General features: G+C 61.9%; 17 protein-coding genes. 7 read left to right on the top strand and 10 right to left on the bottom strand.

What is annotated here, in order from left to right; translation table 11 throughout:
- The first annotated feature begins 45 nt into the window (after positions 1 to 45).
- Both EOE18_RS08440 and EOE18_RS08435 read left to right on the top strand, forming a co-directional pair.
- A complete protein-coding gene (locus EOE18_RS08440) occupies positions 46 to 789 on the top strand; it encodes a thioredoxin domain-containing protein (protein ID WP_127708295.1) in 744 nt (247 codons plus the stop codon).
- A 10-nt stretch (positions 790 to 799) separates the two neighbouring features.
- Positions 800 to 4222 carry an AAA family ATPase gene (locus EOE18_RS08435; RefSeq protein ID WP_127708292.1) on the top strand — a complete coding sequence of 1141 codons (3423 nt, stop codon included), beginning with the start codon at positions 800 to 802 and terminating at the stop codon, positions 4220 to 4222.
- Position 4223: 1 nt separating this feature from the next.
- On the opposite strand, the gene ubiA is transcribed toward EOE18_RS08435, so the two are convergent.
- Complete coding sequence (gene ubiA / locus EOE18_RS08430; protein ID WP_127708289.1) at positions 4224 to 5144, bottom strand: 4-hydroxybenzoate octaprenyltransferase; 921 nt, start codon at positions 5142 to 5144, stop codon at positions 4224 to 4226.
- Positions 5145 to 5194: 50 nt separating this feature from the next.
- Here ubiA and EOE18_RS08425 point away from each other — a divergent pair, with 50 nt between their 5' ends.
- Both EOE18_RS08425 and EOE18_RS08420 read left to right on the top strand, forming a co-directional pair.
- Entirely contained in the window at positions 5195 to 5953 is a 759-nt protein-coding gene (locus EOE18_RS08425; RefSeq protein WP_127708286.1) for a 16S rRNA (uracil(1498)-N(3))-methyltransferase, read from the top strand.
- Positions 5954 to 6089: 136 nt separating this feature from the next.
- On the top strand, positions 6090 to 7478 hold the full coding sequence (locus EOE18_RS08420) for a glutamate--cysteine ligase (RefSeq protein ID WP_127708283.1): 1389 nt from the start codon (positions 6090 to 6092) through the stop codon (positions 7476 to 7478).
- A gap of 78 nt (positions 7479 to 7556) precedes the next feature.
- Here EOE18_RS08420 and EOE18_RS08415 read toward each other — a convergent pair whose 3' ends face one another.
- The 7 genes from EOE18_RS08415 to EOE18_RS08385 all read right to left on the bottom strand — a co-directional run bounded on the left by EOE18_RS08415 (position 7557) and on the right by EOE18_RS08385 (position 15191).
- Entirely contained in the window at positions 7557 to 8000 is a 444-nt protein-coding gene (locus EOE18_RS08415; protein WP_127708280.1) for an FxDxF family PEP-CTERM protein, read from the bottom strand.
- 556 nt (positions 8001 to 8556) lie between these two features.
- A complete protein-coding gene (locus tag EOE18_RS08410) occupies positions 8557 to 9063 on the bottom strand; it encodes an FxDxF family PEP-CTERM protein (protein ID WP_127708277.1) in 507 nt (168 codons plus the stop codon).
- A gap of 403 nt (positions 9064 to 9466) precedes the next feature.
- A complete protein-coding gene (locus tag EOE18_RS08405) occupies positions 9467 to 10768 on the bottom strand; it encodes a methyltransferase family protein (RefSeq protein WP_127708274.1) in 1302 nt (433 codons plus the stop codon).
- A 45-nt stretch (positions 10769 to 10813) separates the two neighbouring features.
- The gene (locus EOE18_RS08400) at positions 10814 to 12193 is read right to left on the bottom strand and encodes an outer membrane protein assembly factor BamB family protein (RefSeq protein WP_127708271.1); all 1380 of its coding nucleotides are present in this window, start codon (positions 12191 to 12193) and stop codon (positions 10814 to 10816) included.
- Between the two features lie 47 nt (positions 12194 to 12240).
- Positions 12241 to 13050, bottom strand: a complete 810-nt coding sequence (locus EOE18_RS08395) for a tetratricopeptide repeat protein (RefSeq protein WP_127708268.1) — start codon at positions 13048 to 13050, stop codon at positions 12241 to 12243.
- A 129-nt stretch (positions 13051 to 13179) separates the two neighbouring features.
- Complete coding sequence (locus tag EOE18_RS08390; RefSeq protein WP_127708265.1) at positions 13180 to 14313, bottom strand: glycosyltransferase family 4 protein; 1134 nt, start codon at positions 14311 to 14313, stop codon at positions 13180 to 13182.
- 8 nt (positions 14314 to 14321) lie between these two features.
- Complete coding sequence (locus tag EOE18_RS08385) at positions 14322 to 15191, bottom strand: alpha/beta fold hydrolase (protein WP_127708262.1); 870 nt, start codon at positions 15189 to 15191, stop codon at positions 14322 to 14324.
- 82 nt (positions 15192 to 15273) lie between these two features.
- On the opposite strand from EOE18_RS08385, the gene EOE18_RS08380 reads away from it, so the two are divergent.
- Positions 15274 to 16659, top strand: a complete 1386-nt coding sequence (locus tag EOE18_RS08380) for a protein adenylyltransferase SelO family protein (RefSeq protein WP_127708260.1) — start codon at positions 15274 to 15276, stop codon at positions 16657 to 16659.
- A gap of 72 nt (positions 16660 to 16731) precedes the next feature.
- A complete protein-coding gene (gene rarD / locus EOE18_RS08375; protein ID WP_127708257.1) occupies positions 16732 to 17619 on the top strand; it encodes an EamA family transporter RarD in 888 nt (295 codons plus the stop codon).
- A gap of 56 nt (positions 17620 to 17675) precedes the next feature.
- Here the strand turns inward: rarD and clpX are convergent, their stop codons facing one another.
- Both clpX and clpP read right to left on the bottom strand, forming a co-directional pair.
- On the bottom strand, positions 17676 to 18932 hold the full coding sequence (gene clpX, locus EOE18_RS08370; RefSeq protein WP_127708254.1) for an ATP-dependent Clp protease ATP-binding subunit ClpX: 1257 nt from the start codon (positions 18930 to 18932) through the stop codon (positions 17676 to 17678).
- 124 nt (positions 18933 to 19056) lie between these two features.
- Positions 19057 to 19722 (bottom strand): ATP-dependent Clp endopeptidase proteolytic subunit ClpP, encoded by a 666-nt coding sequence (clpP, locus tag EOE18_RS08365; RefSeq protein ID WP_127708251.1) that lies wholly within the window; start codon positions 19720 to 19722, stop codon positions 19057 to 19059.
- A gap of 232 nt (positions 19723 to 19954) precedes the next feature.
- On the opposite strand from clpP, the gene EOE18_RS08360 reads away from it, so the two are divergent.
- Positions 19955 to 21430, top strand: a complete 1476-nt coding sequence (locus EOE18_RS08360) for a lignostilbene-alpha,beta-dioxygenase (RefSeq protein WP_127708248.1) — start codon at positions 19955 to 19957, stop codon at positions 21428 to 21430.
- The last annotated feature ends 33 nt before the right edge of the window (positions 21431 to 21463 follow it).

Genomic DNA, 21463 nt, shown 5'->3' with positions numbered 1-21463 from the left:
GCTAGCCTTGCCCGCAAACTTGACCCTCATTCCATAGGTTGCCCCATGACGATGAAATTGCGCACCGCCCTTTATGCTATTGCCACGCTGCCGCTGGCTTTGGGCCTTGCCGCCTGCAACAAGTCCGAAACGCCTGCTACATCGGGCGCTCCGGCGGCCAATGTGGCCCCGCCCGCTGGCAAACAATGGGCCGAGGTTTTCGCCAAGACCGAGGATGGTGCGGGCCTGATCGTGGGCAACCCCAATGCGCCGATCAAGCTGGTGGAATATGGTTCGCTCTCCTGCCCGCATTGCGCGAAACTGGCGCAGGATGGCATGGCCACGCTTACCGGCACCTATATTGCCAGCGGCAAGGTCAGCCTGGAATATCGCAGCTTTGCTATCCACCCGCAGGATATTCCGCTGACGGTGCTGGCCCGCTGCGCTGGCGATGATGCCTATTTCGGCCTTGTCGAACAGATCTATGCCAATTTCGAAGCGATGAACGGCCAGACGCAGGCGCAATATGACGAGGCGAAAAAGGCGATGAGCCTGCCCGCCGCCCAGCGTTACAGCGCCCTGTCGGACGCTCTGGGCTATACCGCCTTCTTCTCGGCCCGCGGCCTGCCAGAGGCGCAGCAGCGCCAGTGCCTTGCCAATCTGCCCGCCGCCGAAGCGGTGGCCAAGGCATCGGAAACCTATAGCGCCAAGGGCATTGATTCCACCCCCACCATGTTTGTGAATGGCACCAAGGTGGAAGGCAATGAGTGGAAGAATGTGGAAGCCGCGCTGAAGGCAGCGGGCGCCTAATTCGCGTTAAATGAAATTCCGCAGGCTCAAACTTTCCGGCTTTAAAAGCTTTGTAGAGCCTGCGGAATTGCGGATCGAGGCTGGGCTAACCGGTGTGGTAGGCCCCAATGGCTGCGGCAAGTCGAACTTGCTGGAGGCTATCCGCTGGGTGATGGGCGAAAGTAGCCCTAAATCTTTGCGCGGCGGCGGCATGGAAGATGTCATCTTCGCGGGCACCGCCACCCGCCCCCCGCGCTCCTTTGCCGAAGTGGTGCTCTCCGCGCTGGATGCAGAGGGGCAGGAACTGGAAGTGGCTCGCCGGATCGAGCGCGGCGCGGGCAGCGCCTATCGCATCAATGGCCGCGATGTGCGGCAAAAGGATGTGGCGCTGGTGTTTGCCGATGCGGCCACGGGCGCGCATTCCCCCGCTCTGGTCAGCCAGGGGCGCATCGCCGCCGTTATCAACGCCAAGCCCGCCGAGCGCCGCGCCATGCTGGAGGAGGCTGCGGGCATTTCCGGCCTGCATGTGCGGCGGCGCGATGCCGAAACCCGCCTGCGCGCCACCGAGGCCAATCTGGCTAGGCTGGATGATTTGATGGCCGGTCTGGACACGCGGATCGCCGGATTGCGGCGGCAGGCCCGCGCGGCGGAGCGATACAAGGACCTGTCCGACCGCATCCGCAAGGCCGAGGCGCGGTTGATCTATGCCCGCTGGCGCGAGGCGGCCGAGGCGAGCGACAAGGCCAAAGGTGCCGCCGCCGAGGCCGAAGCCCGCGTGGCCAAGGCGCAAGAGGCAGCGACGCAAGCACAGGCCGATCAAGCCAACGCCGCTCTGGCTTTGGCCGCAGCCCGAGACGCGCAAGCCAGCGCGCGCGAGGCGGCGAGCGCGCTGGCGCATCAGCTTTCCACGCTGACCACACAATTGGAGGCGGCGCAAACCCGCCTTGCCGATCTGGACCGCCAGCGCGACAGGCTGGAGCGCGACCGCGCCGAGGCCGACCGCGTCACACGCGAAGCCGCCGAAGCCTTGGCGCGGCTGCAGGAGGAATTGGCGCAGGGTAAGGCTGCCTTGGCCGATTTGGAAGCCAAGCGCCCCAGCCTTGCCGCCGCCGCCGAAAAGGCCGACCAGCAGGCCCGCCGCGCCGAACTGGGCTTTGCCGAAGCCACCGCCGCACAGGCCAGTGTCGAGGCCGAATGGCGGGTGGCCGAGGCTGAAGTGAGCCAAGCGCAAGCCCGATTGCAAAGGCTGACCAGCGAACAGGCGCGCATCGCCGCGCAGCTATCCGCACTGGATCAAGCGAGCGATCCACAGGCAGATCTGGCCCGCGCCATTCAGGCCGTCGAAACAGCAGCCCAAGCCTTGTCCATAGCCCGCGAGGCACAAGGCGAGGCGCAGGCCCGTCGCGCCGAATTGCAGGTCCGGCGCGACCAAAGCGCCGCTCAACTGGCCGCCGCCCGCGCCGATTTGGCAGGGGTGGAGCGCGAATATCAGGCCTTGGCCCGCGACCGCGAGGCGAGAGCCAAGGCGCAAAAAGGCGCGGCAGGGCGGCGATTGGCACTGGACCATGTGCGTGCCGCGCCGGGCTATGAACGCGCTTTGGCCGCGGTGCTGGGCCGCGATGCCAAGGCTCCCTTGGGCGAGGCAGGGCCAGAGGGGCGGTTCTGGACCGGCGCTCCGGTCCCCGTGCCGGTGGAAGGCAATCTGGCCGCCCATGTGCCCGATGCGCCGCCCGAACTGGCCGCGCGTCTGGCCTGCGTGATGGTGGCGGAGGCCGATGACGGGCGCGCCCTGCCACAAGGTGTGTGGCTGGTGACGCTGGCGGGCCATGTGCGGCGCTGGGATGGTTTTGTGATGCGCGGCGAAGGCGCGGCGGAAGCGGCAAGGCTGGAGGCGGACAACCGCTTGGCCACGCTGGAGGCGCAGGTACCGCCTCTACGCGAGGCCGTGGCCCAAGCTGAACGCGAGGGCGCGCAAGTGAGCGCCGATCTGATCGCCGCGCAACAGGCCGCGCAAAGCGCCGAACGCGCCATAACCCAAGCCGCCGAGGCCGAACGCAGCGCCCTGCGCGCCCGCGATGCCGCCGAAGCTGCGCGGGACCGGCAGGCGCTACGCCGCGCCGAATTGGCCGAGGCGGCGCAGGATCTGGCCGCGCGTCATGCCAGCGCGCAGGCCGAAGTCGATGCTGCCTTGGCCCGCCGCGCTGGCCTGCCCTCGCCCGATGCAGGCCGCGCCGCTTTGGAGGCCGCCCGCCAAGCCCATCACGCCGCCCGCAGCGCCTATCAGGCGGCACTGGCTCTGGTATCGGCGCAGGATCAGGCCTTGGCCGTGGCCCGCGAACGCGCCCATGCGCAAAGCGGCGAGTTGCGCAATTGGCAAAACCGCGCCAGCGATGCCGCCAAACGTCTGGCGCAAATGGGCGAGCGCGCCGAGGAAATAGCGCAGGAACGCCAAGTGCTGGCCGCCAAGCCGGAGACCTTGGCGCGTGATCTGGCGCAGGCGCAGGAGCAAAGCGATGCCTCTGCCGCAGACTTGACCGAGGCCGAAGGCGCGCTGGCCGCCGCGACGCAGGCCAGCGCTCAGGCGGACAGAGCCTTGGCCCAAGCGCAGGAAGCCTTGGCCCAAGCCCGCGAGCATCGCGCCACCGCCACCACCCATGCCGAGCATGAGGAAATGCGCCGCGTGGAAATGGGCCGCATCTCGGGTGAGCGTTTCCAATGCCCGCCGGTCTTGCTGACCGAACGCTTTGGCTTTGCGGATAAGGATGTGGATGGCGCGGGCGCGGAAAGCGCCATGCTCGACAAGCTGACCGGCGACCGCGAGAGGCTGGGGCCGGTCAATCTGGTCGCCGCCGAGGAACTGGCCGCCGCCGAGGAACGGGCGGGCGAATCCTTGCGCGAGCGCGCCGAACTGGCCGAGGCGGTCAACCGGCTGCGCGGTTCGATCGGCAATTTGAACCGCGAAGGGCGCGAAAGGCTGCGCGCCGCCTTTGAAGCGGTGGATGGCCATTTCCGCCGCCTGTTCGCCACTCTTTTCCAAGGCGGACAAGCCCACTTAGCTCTGGTCGACTCTGATGATCCGCTGGAAGCTGGCCTCGAAATCTTTGCCCAACCGCCCGGTAAACGCCTGCAATCGCTCACCCTGCTATCAGGCGGGGAACAGGCTTTGACCGCCGTGGCGCTGATCTTCGCGCTGTTCCTCACCAACCCATCGCCCATATGCGTGCTGGACGAGGTGGACGCGCCGCTGGACGATGCCAATATCGAACGCTTCTGCGATCTGCTGGAGGCGATGGCGGCGGATACGGACACGCGCTATCTGATCGTCACCCATAATGCGGTGACGATGAGCCGCATGCACCGCCTGTTTGGCGTGACCATGGCGGAAAAAGGCGTGTCACGTCTGGTCAGCGTGGATCTGCGCGCCGCAGAGGCGCTGTTGGCGGAAGCAGAATAGTTCAGGCGTTCCCCACCACCCAACAGGCCAGCGCCAACAACAGCCCCGCCCCGCGATTGCTGCGGAAACGGGCCAAGGCATTGTCGCCATCATCGGGGTTGAACGTGCCCACCTGCCACAGCAGGTGCAGCGCCATGGGGGCCAAAGCCAGCAACACCAAGGGATCGGGCCGCCACAGCCAGAAAGCCCCCGCCCAGCAAGCGATGCTCAGGCCATAAAGCCCCGCCACGCCCGCCCGCACATGCGCGCCAAACGACAGGGCCGACGAACCGATGCCCACCACCGCATCATCCTCGCGGTCTTGGCAGGCATAGATCGTGTCATAACCCATGCACCAGCCCCAGCATCCGGCATAGAGCAGGCCCAGCACGCCCAGATGGTCAAAACCGGCCACCTCTACCCAACCGACCGGCGCGCCCCATGTAAACACCAGCCCCAGCCATGCCTGTGGCCAGCCCGTGATGCGCTTCATGAAAGGATAGGCCGCGACCAAAGCCAGCGAACCCAAAGCCACCACCTGCGCCTGCCAGCGCAATTGCAACAGCACCACCAGCCCGATCAGGCATAGGGCAATTGTCCAGACCCAGGCCGCCTTCTTGCTGACGCGCCCGCAAGCCACAGGACGCAGAGCGGTGCGCGCTACGCGGGCGTCAATGTCAGCGTCCACAATGTCATTATAAACGCAGCCCGCCCCGCGCATCGCCACGCTGCCCAGCAGCAGCCAGCCCAGCATGGCCCAGCGCCGCTCGCCTCCACCCAGTAACAGGCCCCATGCGCAGGGCCAGAACAGCAGCCACCAGCCAATCGGCCGATCAAGCCGCGCCAGCGAGGCATAATCGCGCCAAGCCGGTGGCAACAGGCGCATCAACCCGCGATGCTGGGAATCGGCGACAATAACGGGGGCGGTTTCCATTTCGGCCATGGCGGCAAGCCATAGCGGCGCGCGCCACAATCGGCTAGAGGGCCGAGCCTATGAGCGATCATCTTCCCGCCACGCCCGCATGGCCGCCACGCTCGGCCCCGCGCCTGTTTGTTGCCACGCCTTTGTCCGAAGGGCTGCAAGTACCGGTGGATGGGCCACAGGCGCATTATCTGGCCCGCGTGATGCGGGTGGGCATCGATGATGCGGTGATCCTGTGCGACAATATCAGCGGCGAATGGGCCACACGCGCGGTGCATGTGGGCAAACGCGATCTGGTGCTGGAATGTGTGAGCCTGTTGCGCGAGCGGGAGGATGTGCCCGATTTCACCCTTTGCGCCGCGCTGCTGAAGAAAGATCGCTTTGATCTGGTGCTGGAAAAGGCCTGCGAATTGGGCGTGGCGCGCATTCAACCGGTGCTGACGCGGCGCTGCGTGGCGGACAAGCTCAATCTGGAACGCGCCCGCGCCACTTTGACCGAGGCAGCCGAGCAATGCGCCCGTACCGCCCTGCCCGAAATAGCCGAGCCGGTGAAGCTGGACGCTTTGTTGCGCGCATGGCCGGAACAACGCGCCCTGTTCTTTGCCGATGAATTGGGCGGGGCCCCTGCGGCGGCCAGCTTTGGCGCGCATAAAGGCCCCGCCGCCCTGCTGACCGGCCCGGAAGGCGGGTTTACCGATGAAGAACGCGCCGCCATCCGCGCCCTGCCCCAAGCCAGCGCCATCACGCTGGGCCCGCGCATCCTGCGGGGGGAGACGGCCGCGATTGGTGCCACAGCCCTATGGATGGGCCTATCCGGTGATTGGGCATAACATCGCCCCCCTCTAGGCAAAGGCCATTGCCGTCACTACATTAGGCCTATACGCAGGGGTGAAATCTTCACATTTGTGAATATGTCAGTTTGAATAGCGCTGGCGATTTGCTGCAAGCGCCTTTAGAGGATGCGGCATGAGCACGCGCGAAGAGAACGGAATTGTCGAGCCGGAAATCACCAGCATCGACGAATTGACCACCCCCATGCTTAAAGGGGAAAAGCCGCGCGAGGCTTGGCGCATTGGCACCGAGCATGAAAAGCTGGTCTATCGCGCCCCCGATTTCCATGCACCCTCCTATGACGAGGCGGGCGGCATCCATGACCTGCTGCTAGGCATGAAGCCGCATGGCTGGAGCGAGATCTGGGAAGGCAATCCCGACAAGGGCGGCAAGGTTATCGCCATGAAGGGCAAGGATGGCGCGATCAGCCTTGAGCCGGCGGGCCAACTGGAACTGTCGGGCGCGCCTTTGGCCAATCTGCACCAGACTTGGGAAGAGACCGAGCGCCACATCCAGCAGGTCCATCAGGTGACCGATGGCACGGGCGTGGGCTTCCTCAGCCTTGGCCTGTGGCCGGACAAGACCCGCGAAGAATTGCCGATCATGCCCAAGGGGCGCTATGACATCATGCTGCGTCATATGCCCCGCGTGGGCACGATGGGGCTGGATATGATGCTGCGCACCTGCACCATCCAGACCAATCTGGATTACAGCGACGAAGCCGATATGGCGCAGAAATTCCGCGTCAGCCTGGCCTTACAGCCTCTGGCCACCGCGCTTTTCGCCAATTCGCCCTTCCTTGAAGGCAAGCCCAACGGCTATCTGTCCTATCGCAGCCATATCTGGTCCGACACCGATCCAGCGCGCACGGGCATGCTGCCTTTCGTGTTCGAGGAAGGCTTCCATTACGCGCGCTACGTCGACTATATGCTGGACGTGCCGATGTATTTCGTGTTCCGCGAAGGGCGCTATATTGACGCGGCGGGCCAGTCCTTCCGCGATTTTCTGGATGGCAAGCTGCCCGCCCTGCCCGGCGAACGCCCCACAATGTCCGACTGGAACGACCACCTCTCCACCGCCTTCCCCGAAGTGCGGTTGAAGAGCTTTCTGGAAATGCGCGGCGCCGATGGTGGCCCGCTGGAACGCATTGTAGCCCTGCCCGCGCTGTGGGTCGGCCTGCTCTATGATCAGAGCGCGCTGGATGCGGCATGGGATCTGGTCAAGGGCTGGACCATGGAAGAGCGCGAGGCTTTGCGTGGGTCCGTGCCCAAGCTGGGGCTGGATGCTCCGGTGGCCGGTGGGCGGAGCTTGCGTGATATTGCCCCTGAAGTGCTGTCCATTGCCCGTGCTGGCCTGAAGGCGCGCGGACAGTTGAATGGTTCAGGCGATGACGAGAGCCTTTATCTGGCCCCGCTGGACGAGATTGTGGCCAGCGGCATTGTTCCCGCGCAAGACTTGCTCAACCGCTATCATGGCGTATGGGGCGGCGATCTGACCCGCGTTTACGCCGAAGAGAGCTTCTAAACCACGCCAAAACAGGCGGTTGAGCCATAGCCCAACCGCCTGTCTCGCAAACGGGGGAATGTTTGTCGCGGCGCTTATTTAGGCAGCGGCCAATACCTGCACCTTGCGCTTGCGCATGGCATAGGCCGTCGCGCCGAAACCCAGAATCATCATGATCCAGGTCGACACTTCCGGCACAGCCGCAAGGCCCAGCGTGACGGTGTAGGATGCCGCCTTGCCCGACGTGCCCGTCAGATAAAGCGTGATGACATCGCCCGCAGCCAGCGCCGTACCCACCAGCGAGCGCAATTCATAAACACCCGTGGAATCCACGCTCAAATTCACGCGGCTGGCCGCACCATTGACGGTAACGTAAGCCGAGGTGAAATTGATGTTGGACGCGGGGTTCAACTTGCCATTCAAATAGCCTTGCGTGCTGCTGACCACGATGTCCAGAACCAGCCTATACGGTGCGGTAAACGTATAGGTCGTGCTGAAAGCCTTGGTCGTGCCCACGTTATAAGTGATTGTGTCTGCCGCCATTGCGGGGGAAGCCGCCATCAATGCCGGCGCAATCCATATCAAATTATTGATTTTCATGCGAAACTCCAATATCTCGGCCTACATTAAGTAAAAAAGAGCCAATCCGCCAGATCAAGCCCAATTAGCAAAATACACCAAGATAACGGATTCAACAATTTCCCGAATCCAAGCCATGTTTAGACAAATATTTACTTTAGTGCAAAAATTATCAAACCCTAACCTCAACATTTTGTTTTTCAGCACTTTTTCGAAAGCACCAAGTCGCCGTTCCGGAATGTTTTTTTGCCTTCTCAAGAAAAATATTTATAAATCGTTTATAATCAGCTGGTTAAAATTGCCCCCAACCACTCAGAAAGCAAAACGAAAACTGAATTTTTGTCCAAATATTATTCAACTTTAAACACAAACCCCTTCGCGTCCAATAAAGCGATAGAACCCGATGCATTCCGGATCTATCCAGATGGCCACACCATGCCGCCGAACGATCGACACAAAAACAGGCGGCCAGCATCTCTGCCGACCGCCTGCATAGGCGATATTGGTCGCTTGCGGCCGATTAGGCGGCAGCCAACACCTTCGCACCAGCCTGACGCTTGCGCATGGCATAGGCCGTCACGCCAAAGCCCAGGATCATCATGATCCAGGTCGATGCTTCGGGGATGGCGCCCGAAACCGAAGCAAAGGACACGGTGTAAGCAGCACTCTTGCCAGCCGTACCCGTTACCGTCAGAGCAACACTCGTACCTGCGCTCAGAGCCAGGCTCATCAGGTCGCGCCATTCAAAGCGACCGGTCGATTGCACCGACAGATTATACTGCACACCATTAATGGTGACATAGGCAGCCGTGAAATCAATGTTCGAGGCGGGATTCAACTTGCCGTTGATCGTGCCCTGCAGGCTGCTAGCCACCACGTCCAGATAGCCCGAATAGGGCATGGTGTAGGTATAAGTATCGCTGAAAGGGTTCGTGGCATAGGTCGTATAGGTCACGGTATCAGCCGCTGCAGCGGGCGTAGCCGCCAACAGCGCCGCTGCCGCGACGATAGTTTTGTTGATATTCATACATTTCCCCATTTGATTCAGAAATATTCTGACCCAGGGCACGAAAACGCTGCGCGCTAATGCCCAAAAATGTCCTAATCTCTGTACGAGGCTTTTTCAAACATGCTCGACATGCAAGCTATTGAGTACAAAGTATTTTTTACCTAATCTCACCAATCATGCGCGGCATATAGATGCTATATGTTCAAAGTTGGCGGAGTTCTCCAAGGATTCCGGTTATATCAAGGCTAAAGATGAGCCGGAAAAAAATTTGCACAGGGCAAAAAATGGAAACATGTCGAAAATGGCCACGCTGGAGCCCGATATCGACCATATGAAGGATTTAAGGCCGATTTCCACGTACATTAGTGGCGTTGGGTAGAAATACACGCAAATGTCACAGGAATCAGCCAGATAGATTTAATCAAAAGCCCAACCGGCGCAAGGCCCGAGTCGCAGGCGCGCCCTCGACCGCCCACGCCCAATAGGCTCGATATTGCGCATCCTCGGCCAACAAATGCCGCTCCTCGGTCTTGGCCCGCCACCAATAAACGGCGCTGACCAAGCCCAGAATGCAGGTGTTGCGAAAGGCATCCACCAAGGACCCATTGGTGGGCAGGAACGGCAGGGTCAGCGACCACCAGAACAGGTTCTTCGACAAATAGGCCGGATGGCGCGTCAGCCGGTATGGCCCATGGGTAATCACCCCGCGATAGGTCAGGTTCGAAAAGCGCAGGCCAAAGGCCACCGTCGCCCAAGCGTAAATGCCCGTCAACATCACCAGCCACGCCCCCCACACCCATTGCAGCGCTGGATAGCCTGCCAGCCAATAGGTCCATTCCGCCGTGCCCGGATGGTAATCCAGCACGCCCCCCGCCCCCATCAGCACAAAGGGCGGATAGCAGATCAGCGCCGCCAACCATCCGTCCAGATAGGGATTGGCGCTGCGAATATGCGCGTCCAGCGGGCGCAGGGTCAGCAGATAGCCCAGAGTGCCGATCTGCACATCCACCATGAACAACATGCCGACCAAGGCATCGGCCAGCCTGACCGGATCCTGCAACGCCGCGCCGAAATCCATCCGCACCACCTGCCCGAAACCACCGGGTAGGATCGAGAGCATAAAGGCCGTGAAAAAGCCCTTCACAGCCCAGCTACGGGCATGTTTGATGACTTCACAGCGCTCTACCCCGTCCAGCCCCAGCAGCCATGCACCGGCATGCCATGCGCCATCGCGCGGCTGCACCATCACGCGGTCCAGCCACAGGACATAGGGCACCGACAAAAGCACCAGCGGCCCGATCGCCACGCCCATCACTTGCAGGGCAAAGAGCCAAGGCCCCTGCCAATAGAAACGGAACAGGCCATAGAGGAAAGCGATAAAGGCCCATGTCGCCCACAGGCCCGCCAGCTTGACCGCACTATCGCGCCACGCCTGCCCCCAGGGGCGGGGCTGCGTCCAGTCCAGCCCTGTCGAGGGGCGGCGATGCACCTTCTCCACCAGCAAGGCCCATGTCGCCGCCGCCAGCGCCGCCAGCAACATGCCCGCCACCGCCGCATAGGGACCGGCCAGAACTTCACGCGGACCGCCCACGCCCAGGGCATCGGCCACCGCTGGCCAATGGCGGCAAACCATGATCCACAGGCCCAGCGCCGCCAACCCCACAAATCCGGTGGCGGCGGCTACATCGCTGGCAGGGGGCGCAAGGCGGGAGGTTTCACTCATCCCGCCTGCGTTTAACGACCTATGGTTAAAGCCAAGGTAACGCGCTTATTTCAGCGCGGTAATCTTGCCCGAATCGTCGAACAGATACAGCACGCCATTGGCGACAACCGGAGCCAGCGTGATCGGAGCCTTCACGTTGGTAAAGCGCTTGGGCACGCCTTCCAGCGCATTGACCACATGCACTTCGCCACGGCTATTGGCCACCCACAGGCGATCACCGGCCAGCACAGGACCGGTCCAGAAGATCGGGCCTTCTTTCTTCTTGGGCTTGGTCCAGCGGTCAAACTGCACCACCCAGCGCACCTTGCCGCTGTTTTTGGCAATGCACAGCAGCTTGGATTCATCGGTCAGGGTGAAAATCCAGTCGCCCGCCAGCGCAGGAGTGGAAATGCCCGCCAAATTGAGTTCCCAGATACGCTGGCCGGTCACCAGTTCATAGGCAGCCATACGCCCGCCCTGACCCAGCGCATAGACGCGGCCACGGTCGATGATCGGGTCGGCGTCAATATCGGTCAACACGCCCACGCTGGTGGACAAGGACGTGCGGGCCAGCGCGTCATTCCACAACTGGCGGCCATTCTCATAGCGATAGGCGATCAATTCGCCGGTCGAGAAACCGGCCACCACCGAACCTTGCCCCGCCGCCGGAGCGCCCACGCCAAACACGCCGGTCGCGCCCAGCGAGGCAGATTCCTGCCACAGGGTCGCGCCATCCTCCACCTTCAAGGCGTGGAGTTCGTTGTTCTGCGTCATGATATAGAGCGCGCCAAAGGCCACCGTGGGCGAACCACGCAGCGGGCCAGTGGGGCGCACTTTCCACAATTGCTTGCCGGTCTTGGCATCCACCGCCGCGACATCGCCAACGCCGGTGGTGACATAGACGCGGCCATTGTCATAGGTGGCCCCGCCGCCAAACACGGCCTCGCCAATGCCGCCGGTCAGGGCAAAACTGGTCGTCCATTGCGCAGCGCCCGTGGCCGCGTCAAAGGCATGCAGCACGCCATCGGTATCAAACACAAACAGGCTGCCCCCGCCCACCACTGGCGCCGCGCCCAGACGGCGGCGATCGGTGGAGCCAGCCACCTTGGCTTCCCACAAAGGCTTGGGATTTTCGGCCATTTGCAGATTGCCATAGGATTTGGAGGCCGAACCGCCCGGCTGCGCCCAATCGGCATTGGGCTGGGCCAAAGGCAGCACGACCGCCACCGTGCCAATATCCAGATCGGCCTGTGCCGAGGATTCCACGCGGCTCAGGATCGGCTCACGCTTGCCCATGGTGGGCGTGGGTGCCTTGGGCTTGCGCGGCAGCTTTGGCCCGCCGCCACAGGCCGACAGCAGCGCCGTCGTGGCCAGAGCCAGCAGCAGGCTGCGGGCGAAAGGGCGACCTTGATTTTTGTTGGCCGAAAGCTTGGCGATAGACTGCATGGAATAGGCGTCCTGAAAGCGAGAGCGCGGGCGTGAGACGAAAATTGTTATTCAGGCTTGGCTGGCTGGGCCGGAGCGGCGGCAGGCTGAGCCGCAGCAGGCGCCTGCGGGGCCATTTCGGCGGGCGGCGCAATATCATCCACCGCGTCAAAGCCCAAAACGCCCGCCATTTGCCGCGCACGGGCGCGCAGCGAATCGGGCTGGTCCTTATCCTTGGCAATGGCACCGAACAGCGGGCCAGCCAGATCATTCTTGCCCTGCTTCAAATAAGCGATGGCCAGCAATTCGCCCGCCTGACCAAACCATGCCCCACCGGGCGCGGCCAAAGGCTTCAGGGCGGCAACCACCGCATCGGGCTTCATCGTATCAAAGGACAAAGCCACCTGACGCAAAGTGGCAAAATCGCGATAGGGCTGGGGCGCGTCGGCCTGCTTGGCAATCGCCTCATAACGCTTGGCTGCATCCGCCGCCTTGCCCGACTGGACCAACAGACCCGCCTGCAGCAATTGGGCGACCACCGCGCTGGCCCCGCTCTTGTCCGCGGCCAGAGTGTCCAGCACCTTGGTCGCATTGGCGTTTTGCGAGGCCTCGATCTGGTCCATGGCGATGGTCAGTTGCTCGGCGCGCTGTGCGGCCTGCTGATCCTGATAATGGCCCCAATAAAGCCAGCCACCCAGCGCGGCCAGACCCAACACAAGGCCAGCGCCCACCGGCTTGGCATAGCGCTTGAGCGCCAGCAGCGTCTGGTCTTCGCGCAGGGCATCATCCACCTCGCGCAGGAAAGCCTCGCCCTGCTCTGCCTGACGGGCGGCCAGCTGTTGTTCGCGGGTCTGGGGTGGAGTGGGACGCAAAGCCAATTTCAAGTTTCCCGATTCTGCACGGCCGAAAATACAGGCCGCTATGGCCGCCGTAAAATGAACCTGTCGTTTAGCGGATGGGCGGCGTAATTCAACTTTTATGAATCATTGTGGGTTTTGGGTCACGCTTCACAGATCGGCCCGCCCCATGGCACCGGCGTAAAGGCGGCGATAACGGGCGATCATGCCCTGCTCGTCATAATCGGCCTGCGCAATGCGGCGGTTGGCCGCGCCAATATCGCCGCGCAGGGATGCATCCTGCGCCAAGGCCAGCAAAGCAGCGGCATAGGCGGCGTCATCGCCCGCGGGCGTGATGAACAACCGGTTTTCCGGCGCCACCATGCCCGCCACATCGCCCACCGCCGGACTGCATACCGCAAGCCCGCCCGCCATGGCTTCCACCACGCTGATCGGGAATTGCTCGCTATCAGACGAGAGCGCGAAAAGATCGAACAGGCCAATCGCCTTGGCCGGATCAGGCGCATGGCCGGGCAAATGGACGCGATGGGCCAGCCCGAGCCTTTCGGCCTCGGCGCGGATCGCCTCGCGTTCGGGCCCCTCGCCCATGATCACCAATTGCCATGGATCGGGCAGGCCCGCAAAGGCGCGCACCAGACGCGGCAAGTTCTTCACCGCGCGCAGACCGGCCAAAGTGCCCAGCCACAATTCCCCCTCGCGTTTCACAATGCGCGGCAGGGCGTTGGGGCGGACCTTTTGCGTAAAGCTGGCCGTGTTCACCCCATTGGCAATGCGATGCACCCGCGCGACAGGCTGTTGCCAAGCCTTCAGCGCGATCTGTTCCAGCCTTTGCGAAGGCACAACCAAAGCGCTGGCCCGCCCCAAGGCGATCCGGCGATACCAGTTGCGCAGGGGCTTGAGCTTTTCCGCCTCGTCCTGATTAAAACCATCCTCATGATGGATCAGAGGCGGCAAAGGCAGCGCGCTGGAATAAAGCGTATGGGCCATCACCGCATCCATCGCCCCGAAATTATAGGTCAGCACCAGATCATGCCCGACCATCGCCCTGGCCAGCGAGAGCAGACGGGCAGGCGTGGGCTTACCCTGCAAGGACGGGAAAGCCTCATCCCCGCGCCATTCGATGCCCTTGGCAATGCGCGCGGTGGCCTCCATCGCGCCCGCCACACCGCTGATGATCGTATGCGAACAGGCATCGCCAAAAGCATTAATCAACTGGGCGCAGCGCAATTCCTTGCCGCCGGGGTTAAAGCTGGAATGCAGATGCAGCAGACGTGTCTTGCTCATGGGAATGTTCAGACCACCCGCTCCAGCAAGCGCTCGATCGCCGCCACCGCCTCGGGTTCATCCAGCGTGGGCGCATGGCCCACGCGCGAGACGTTAACCGCCACGGCATCGGGAATGCGGCGCGCCATCTCCTCCAACGTGGCGGTGGAGAGGATATCCGACAATTCCCCGCGCAGCAGCAGCAAGGGCCGCCCCGTCAGCGCCAGATAGCCCGGCCACAGGTCAACCCCTGCCTCGGCACCGGGCTTTTCAAAAGGCTCGGCCAGTTTCATGTCATAATCATAAACGATGCGGCCATTCTGCCCCAGCGTCATCACCCTTTTGGCCATGGCCAGCCATTGATGCGCGTCATAATCGGGGAAGGCCGCGCCATGCTCTTCCTCCAGATCGCGCGCGGCATGCATCCATGTGGGATAGGACCGCGCCTGCCCGACATAATCGCGAATCCGCGCAAGGCCCGAAGCCTCGATCACCGGCCCGATGTCATTGAGCACCGCCCCCGCAATACGCTTGGCATCGATCATGGCCAGAACCATCGTCATCAACCCGCCCAGCGAGGTGCCGATGGCCACAAAGCGGTCCACGCCCGCCTGTTCCAGCAATGCGTTGACATCGGCCACATATTGCATGGGATTATAGGTCTGGGAATTCTTGGCATAATCGCTGTCGCCCCGCCCGCGCATCTCGGGGCAGAGGACGCGCCATTGCGGCGAGAGCCTTTCGGCCAGCCCTGCAAAATCACGCGCGTTACGCGTCAGGCCGGGCAGGCAGAGGATAACAGGGCGATCCTTGGGCTGATCCTGCGGGCCGGCATAGTCGCGATAATGCAGGCGCAGGCCATCGGGGCTTTGCCAGAACTGGTCAGAATAGGCGCTCATGGCCGCTGGGGAATCCCTCTCTTGTGGCACCTTGGGACTTATGCACTTGCGCATCGCCTTTGGGCCGCCCACTTATTGCCCCATGAGCGCAGAACCGCAAGCGATAGACTACACGCCCGATCCGCAAATTATGGCGCTGGCCCCGTGGCTGGGCGATTGCGTGGCAGCGGCGGACTTTCCGCAAACGACCTTACGCTGGCGCAACCAGCGTTGGGCGGAGGCTGTCGGGCTGGGCGGGCTGGATGATGCGGCATGGCTCCGCCATTTTGGCCGCTTTGCCCCGCTGGAGAGGAACCTACCCCAGCCTCTAGCTTTGCGCTATCACGGGCATCAATTCCGGCATTATAATCCCGATCTGGGCGATGGGCGCGGCTTTCTGTTTGCCCAGATGCGCGATGCGCAAGGCCGCTTGCTGGACCTTGGCACCAAGGGCAGCGGGCAGACGCCATGGAGCAGGCAGGGCGACGGGCGCCTGACGCTGAAAGGTGCGATGCGCGAGATATTGGCCACCGAAATGCTCGAAGCCTTGGGGGTGAATACGTCCAAGACTTTCTCCGTGGTGGAAACCGGCGAGAATCTGTGGCGCGGCGATGAACCCTCGCCGACCCGATCAGCGGTGCTAGTGCGGCTGAGCCATGGCCATATCCGCATCGGCACTTTCCAGCGCCTGCTGATGCTGGAAGAGGCAGAGAATATGGCGCAACTGGTCGATTATTGCCTGCGCCAATTCCCCGGCGCGCTGCCGCCCGAAGACGCCCCCGCACGCGAGGAACCCGCAATCATCCTGCTGCATCAGGTGGTGGAGCGGATGGCGGCGATGGCGGCGGGCTATGTGGCGGCCGGTTTCGTGCATGGCGTGCTCAACACCGACAATATGAACATCTCGGGCGAGAGCTTTGACTATGGCCCGTGGCGCTGGCTGCCCCGCTGGGATGCGGGCTTTACCGCCGCCTATTTCGACCATCAGGGCCTCTATAGCTTTGGGCGACAGGCCGAGGCGATGCGCTGGAATTGCGGACAACTGGCCGTGGCCCTTCGCCTATTGTCCGAGGATAGCGCGCCGCTGATTTTCGCGCTGGACCGGTTTGATGGGCTGTATCAGACGGCTTTGGCCAAACATGTGCTGTGGAGGCTGGGCGTGAAGCCCAAGGGGGACGATGGCGCCCTGCTCGCCGCTTGCGGGCGGTTTATGCAGGAAAGCGGCATGGCGCCGGATAATTTCTTCCACGCCCATCGGGCCTTGCGCGATTTGGCTTTGCCCGAAGCGGCGGGCTATGAGCCTGTGCCCCATGCTTTGGACCATCCCGCATGGCATGCCCCCGTGCCCAGCAACCATATTGACGAGGTGGAGCGCATCTGGGCCGCGATCACCGAGGGGGATGACTGGGGGCCGATGGAGGCCCATGTTGCCGCCATCCGCCATCTGGGCGAGGCCTTGGCGTTGGGCGGACCACCGCCTAAAGTCTGAGTTTGCGCCCAAGTTTTCGGATGCTTTTGGCGGGCGCATGGGCCAAGGGATGGGGTGAAAGGATTACACACCATGCCTGCCCGCTCCGCCTCATCCCAGAACGGCCTGCCCTTTGCGGTGGTTTGCTATATCATCTGGGGCCTGTTGCCGCTCTATCTGCGACAGGTCCATGATGTGCCCGCGCTGGAATTTGTGGGCTGGCGCACCTTGTTCACCCTGCCGGTCTGTCTGGTGCTGATTGTCGCCCTACGTCAGGCCCATGCCCTGCGCGCCACCTTGCGCCAGCCCAAGACCTTGCTGTGGCTGGCGGCTTCAGCCACGCTGATTTTCGGCAATTGGCTGACCTATGTCATCGCCATTCAACAAGGCCATGTGTTTGCCTCCAGCCTTGGCTATTACATCAACCCGCTAATCAACGTGTTGTTGGGCACGATGTTTCTGGGCGAGAAGCTGGGGCGGGCGCAATGGGTGGCCGTCGGGCTGGCCGCGCTGGGCGTAGCCATTCTGGCTTCAGGCGCGGGGGCAACCTTGGGGATTAGCATGGCGCTGGCCATCACTTTCTCGCTCTATGGTCTGGTGCGTAAACAGGTGGCGGTCGCCCCCTTGCCCGGGCTGGCGATCGAGACCGCGATCCTGACCCTGCCGGCCGTCGCGCTGGTGTGGTTTGGCCACGGGCCAGAGGGCGTGACGCTCAACGCATGGAACATGCATAGCACGCTGGTCGCCTGCTCAGGCATTGTGACCGCCGTACCGCTGGTGCTGTTTGCCTATGCGGCGCAGAGGATGGATTATTCGCTGCTGGGCTTTGTACAATTCATCGCGCCAACCATCGTGTTCTTCCTTGGCCTTTTCCTGTTCCACGAAGCATTACGCCCCGTGCAATTGGGCTGTTTCGTGCTGATCTGGCTGGCGTTGGCGGTGTTCTGCTGGGATCTGTGGCAGAAACGCAAATTGGCATAAAGAAAGGGCGGGGTTTGCAGCCCCGCCCTGTTCCTTTTTAATCAGGATCGACCAGCTTAAGCCGCCGCTTCCTTGCCCTTCAGCACGCGGACTGGTTCCTTGCGGCCTTCGACGACATCCTTGTCCACCACCACTTCGGCAATGTCGGATTCGGTGGGCAGGTCGAACATCGTATCCAGCAGCAGGCCTTCCACGATCGAACGCAGGCCGCGCGCGCCGGTCTTGCGCTCGATGGCGCGCTTGGCAATCGCTTCCAGCGCATCATCGGTGAAGGTCAGCGTTACGTCTTCCAGATCGAACAGCTTGGCATATTGCTTGACCAAAGCGTTCTTGGGCTCGCGCAGGATCTGCACCAGCGCGGGGATGTCCAGATCGTTCAGCGTGGCGATCACCGGCAGACGGCCGATGAATTCGGGGATCAGGCCAAACTTCTGCAAATCTTCCGGCTCAGCCTTTTGCAGCAATTCGCCCACCTTGCGCTTGTCCGGATCGGCGACATGGGCGCCAAAACCGATCGAACGCTTTTGCAGGCGGTCGGCAATGATCTTTTCCAGACCGGCAAAGGCGCCGCCACAAATGAACAGGATGTTGGTCGTGTCCACCTGCAGGAATTCCTGCTGCGGATGCTTGCGGCCGCCCTGCGGCGGAACCGAGGCCGTGGTGCCTTCCATCAGCTTGAGCAGCGCCTGCTGCACGCCCTCGCCCGACACGTCGCGGGTGATGGAGGGGTTTTCGGCCTTGCGGCTGATCTTGTCGATTTCGTCGATATAGACGATGCCGTGCTGGGCCTTTTCAACGTTATAATCGCTGGCCTGCAACAGCTTGAGGATGATGTTCTCCACATCCTCACCCACATAACCAGCCTCGGTCAGCGTGGTCGCGTCCGCCATGGTGAAGGGCACGTCAAACGTCTTGGCCAAAGTCTGCGCCAGCAAGGTCTTGCCCGAACCGGTGGGGCCGACCAGCAGAATGTTCGACTTCGACAGTTCGACTTCGCCGCCCTTGCCGCTGTGCTTCAGGCGCTTGTAGTGATTGTGCACCGCCACCGCCAGCACGCGCTTGGCACGATCCTGACCGATCACATAATCGTTCAGCGTCTCGAAGATGTCCTTGGGCGTGGGGACGCCGCCGTCCTTCTTGCCGGCAAGGCCGCTCTTGGTTTCCTCGCGGATGATGTCGTTGCACAATTCGACGCATTCATCGCAGATGAACACGGTAGGTCCCGCGATCAGCTTGCGCACCTCGTGCTGCGATTTCCCGCAGAAGCTGCAATAGAGGGTGCTCTTTGCGTCGGATCCGCTCAGTTTCGTCATGCCATTTCCCAAATGGCCCGTTCAGGGCTGTTATCTTTGCAGCCTAGCCCCGCGGGCGCCAAATTCAATCCCCGACGGTTAACCCATCCCTGCTTGAGACAGGCTGAACCGTCAGGGTTACCGATCAGTTGCCAGCGCCTTCGACATCGGGGCGGCGCTCGAACACCTTGTCGATCAAGCCAAACTTCAGGGCTTCATCGGCTTCAAGGAAATTGTCGCGGTCCATCGCGGCCTCGATTTCCTCCACCGGCTTACCGGTGAATTTGGAATAAAGGCTGTTCATCCGCGAACGGATGCGCAGGATTTCGCGGGCCTGAATCTCGATATCGGACGCCATACCCTGCGCACCGCCGCTGGGCTGGTGGATCATGATACGCGCGTTGGGCAGGGCGATTCGCTGCCCCGGCTCACCGGCGGCCAGCAGGAAGCTGCCCATCGAGCAGGCCTGACCGATGCACACGGTCGACACCTTGGGCTTGATATATTGCATCGTGTCATAAATCGACAGGCCCGCCGTCACCACGCCACCGGGCGAGTTGATATACATGCTGATATCCTTGCTCGGGTTTTCCGATTCCAGGAACAGCAACTGGGCAACGATAACCGAGGCCATATGGTCCTCGATCTGGCCGGTCACGAAAATGATACGCTCGCGCAGCAGGCGCGAGTAAATGTCGAAGCTGCGCTCGCCGCGGCTGGATTGCTCCACCACCACCGGGATCAGCGCGCCCGTGACGGGATCGGTGGTGAATTTGCCCTGAGCGTCGCTGCGTCCAAACAGATCGATCATGTAAAATCCTCTTGGTCTAGGCTGTCTATGTCGCGCTTCACGCTGCAATGTTCAAGGGCGTTACCCCCAGAAAACCTGCGAACTTGAACACATACCCCAAGGTATGCCTCCGTAGGGGAGAATTAAACCCTTCCCTTTGCCGCAGAAGAGCATTTGACGCAGACCTGAAAGAAGGTATGCATTGCATACAAAGTGCCAATAGAGCACCCGACCTGAAAACAGAGGATGACCCATGGCCCATTTCCCCGATACCCGCAGTTTCACTGGCGTTTTGCGGCCTGTCCGGCTGGAATGCGACATTCTGGACATGGAGGTGGAAGGCGAAATCCCCGCCTCGATGAACGGAACCTTCCACCGCGTTCATCCCGACTCGCAATTTCCTCCAAAATTTGCCGATGACCAGTTTTTCAACGGCGATGGCATGGTCAGCCTGTTCCACTTTCGCGGCGGCAAGGTGGATTTCAAGCAGCGCTATGCCCGCACCGACAAATTCAAGCTGGAACGCGCGGCCGGTCGCGCCCTGTTCGGCGCCTATCGCAACCCTCTGACTGATGACGAGGAGGTGAAGGGGCAGATCCGCTCCACCACCAACACCAATGTGATGGTCCACGCGGGCAAGCTGTTTGCGATGAAGGAGGATGGCCCCTGCCTCATCATGGACCCAATGACGCTGGAGACCGAGGGCTTCACCTTTTTTGACGGCAAGCTGAAAAACCAGACCTTCTCCGCCCATGGCAAGGTAGACCCTGTTACCGGCAATTTCTGCAATTTCGGCTATGCCGCCACCGGACTGCTGACGCGGGATTGTTCCTTCTTTGAAATCGACCCGCAGGGTAATGTCCTCTACGAAACCTTTTTCGAAGCGCCCTATTATTGCATGATGCACGATTATGCGATCACCGAGCATTATGCCGTGTTCCATATCGTGCCCTCCACCAGCAATTGGGACCGCTTGAAGGCGGGCCTGCCCCATTTCGGCTTTGACACCACACTGCCGGTTTATCTGGGAGTGCTGCCGCGTGGGCCAGGCGTCACGGGTAAAGACATCCGCTGGTTCAAGGCGCCCAAGACGATCTTTGCCAGCCATGTGATGAATGCGTTCGAAGACGGCACGAAGATCCATTTCGACACGCCAGAGGCGGTGGGCAATTGCTTCCCCTTCTTCCCCGACATCCATGGCGCACCATTTGACCCCATAGCCGCACGGCCTTTCCTCACCCGCTGGACGGTCGATCTGGCCTCGACGTCGGACGAGTTCCTCAAGGTGGAACAACTATCCCACTGGATCGACGAATTCCCCCGCATCGACGAACGCTATGTCGGGCAACCCTACGCCCATGGCTATATGCTGGTGATGGATCCGGAAATGCCGGTGGACTTCCCCGGCGCGCGGGCTTCGGGTTTCCGCATGAACCGCATCGGCCATATCAACCATGCGACCGGCGCACAGGACAGTTGGTGGGCAGGCCCGCATTGCATGATTCAGGAACCCTGCTTCGTGCCGCGTTCACCGGATTCGCCCGAAGGCGATGGCTGGATCATCGCGGTGGTCGACAATCTGGTGACCAATTATTCCGATCTGGTGGTGCTGGACGCGCAACGTCTGGAGGATGGCCCCGTGGGCCGCGCCAAGCTGCCCTTCCGCTTGAAAAGCGGGCTGCATGGCAATTGGTGCGATGCCAGCAAATATGCGGGCTTTGCCGCCTGAGACAAAAGGGGGGAGCGGCACCATGCCCTCCCC

It is taken from the genome of Novosphingobium umbonatum (assembly GCF_004005905.1).
Lineage (GTDB): Bacteria > Pseudomonadota > Alphaproteobacteria > Sphingomonadales > Sphingomonadaceae > Novosphingobium > Novosphingobium umbonatum.
The sequence above is the reverse complement of the archived record's forward strand: the minus strand, read 5'-3'. Positions and strand labels throughout refer to the sequence as shown.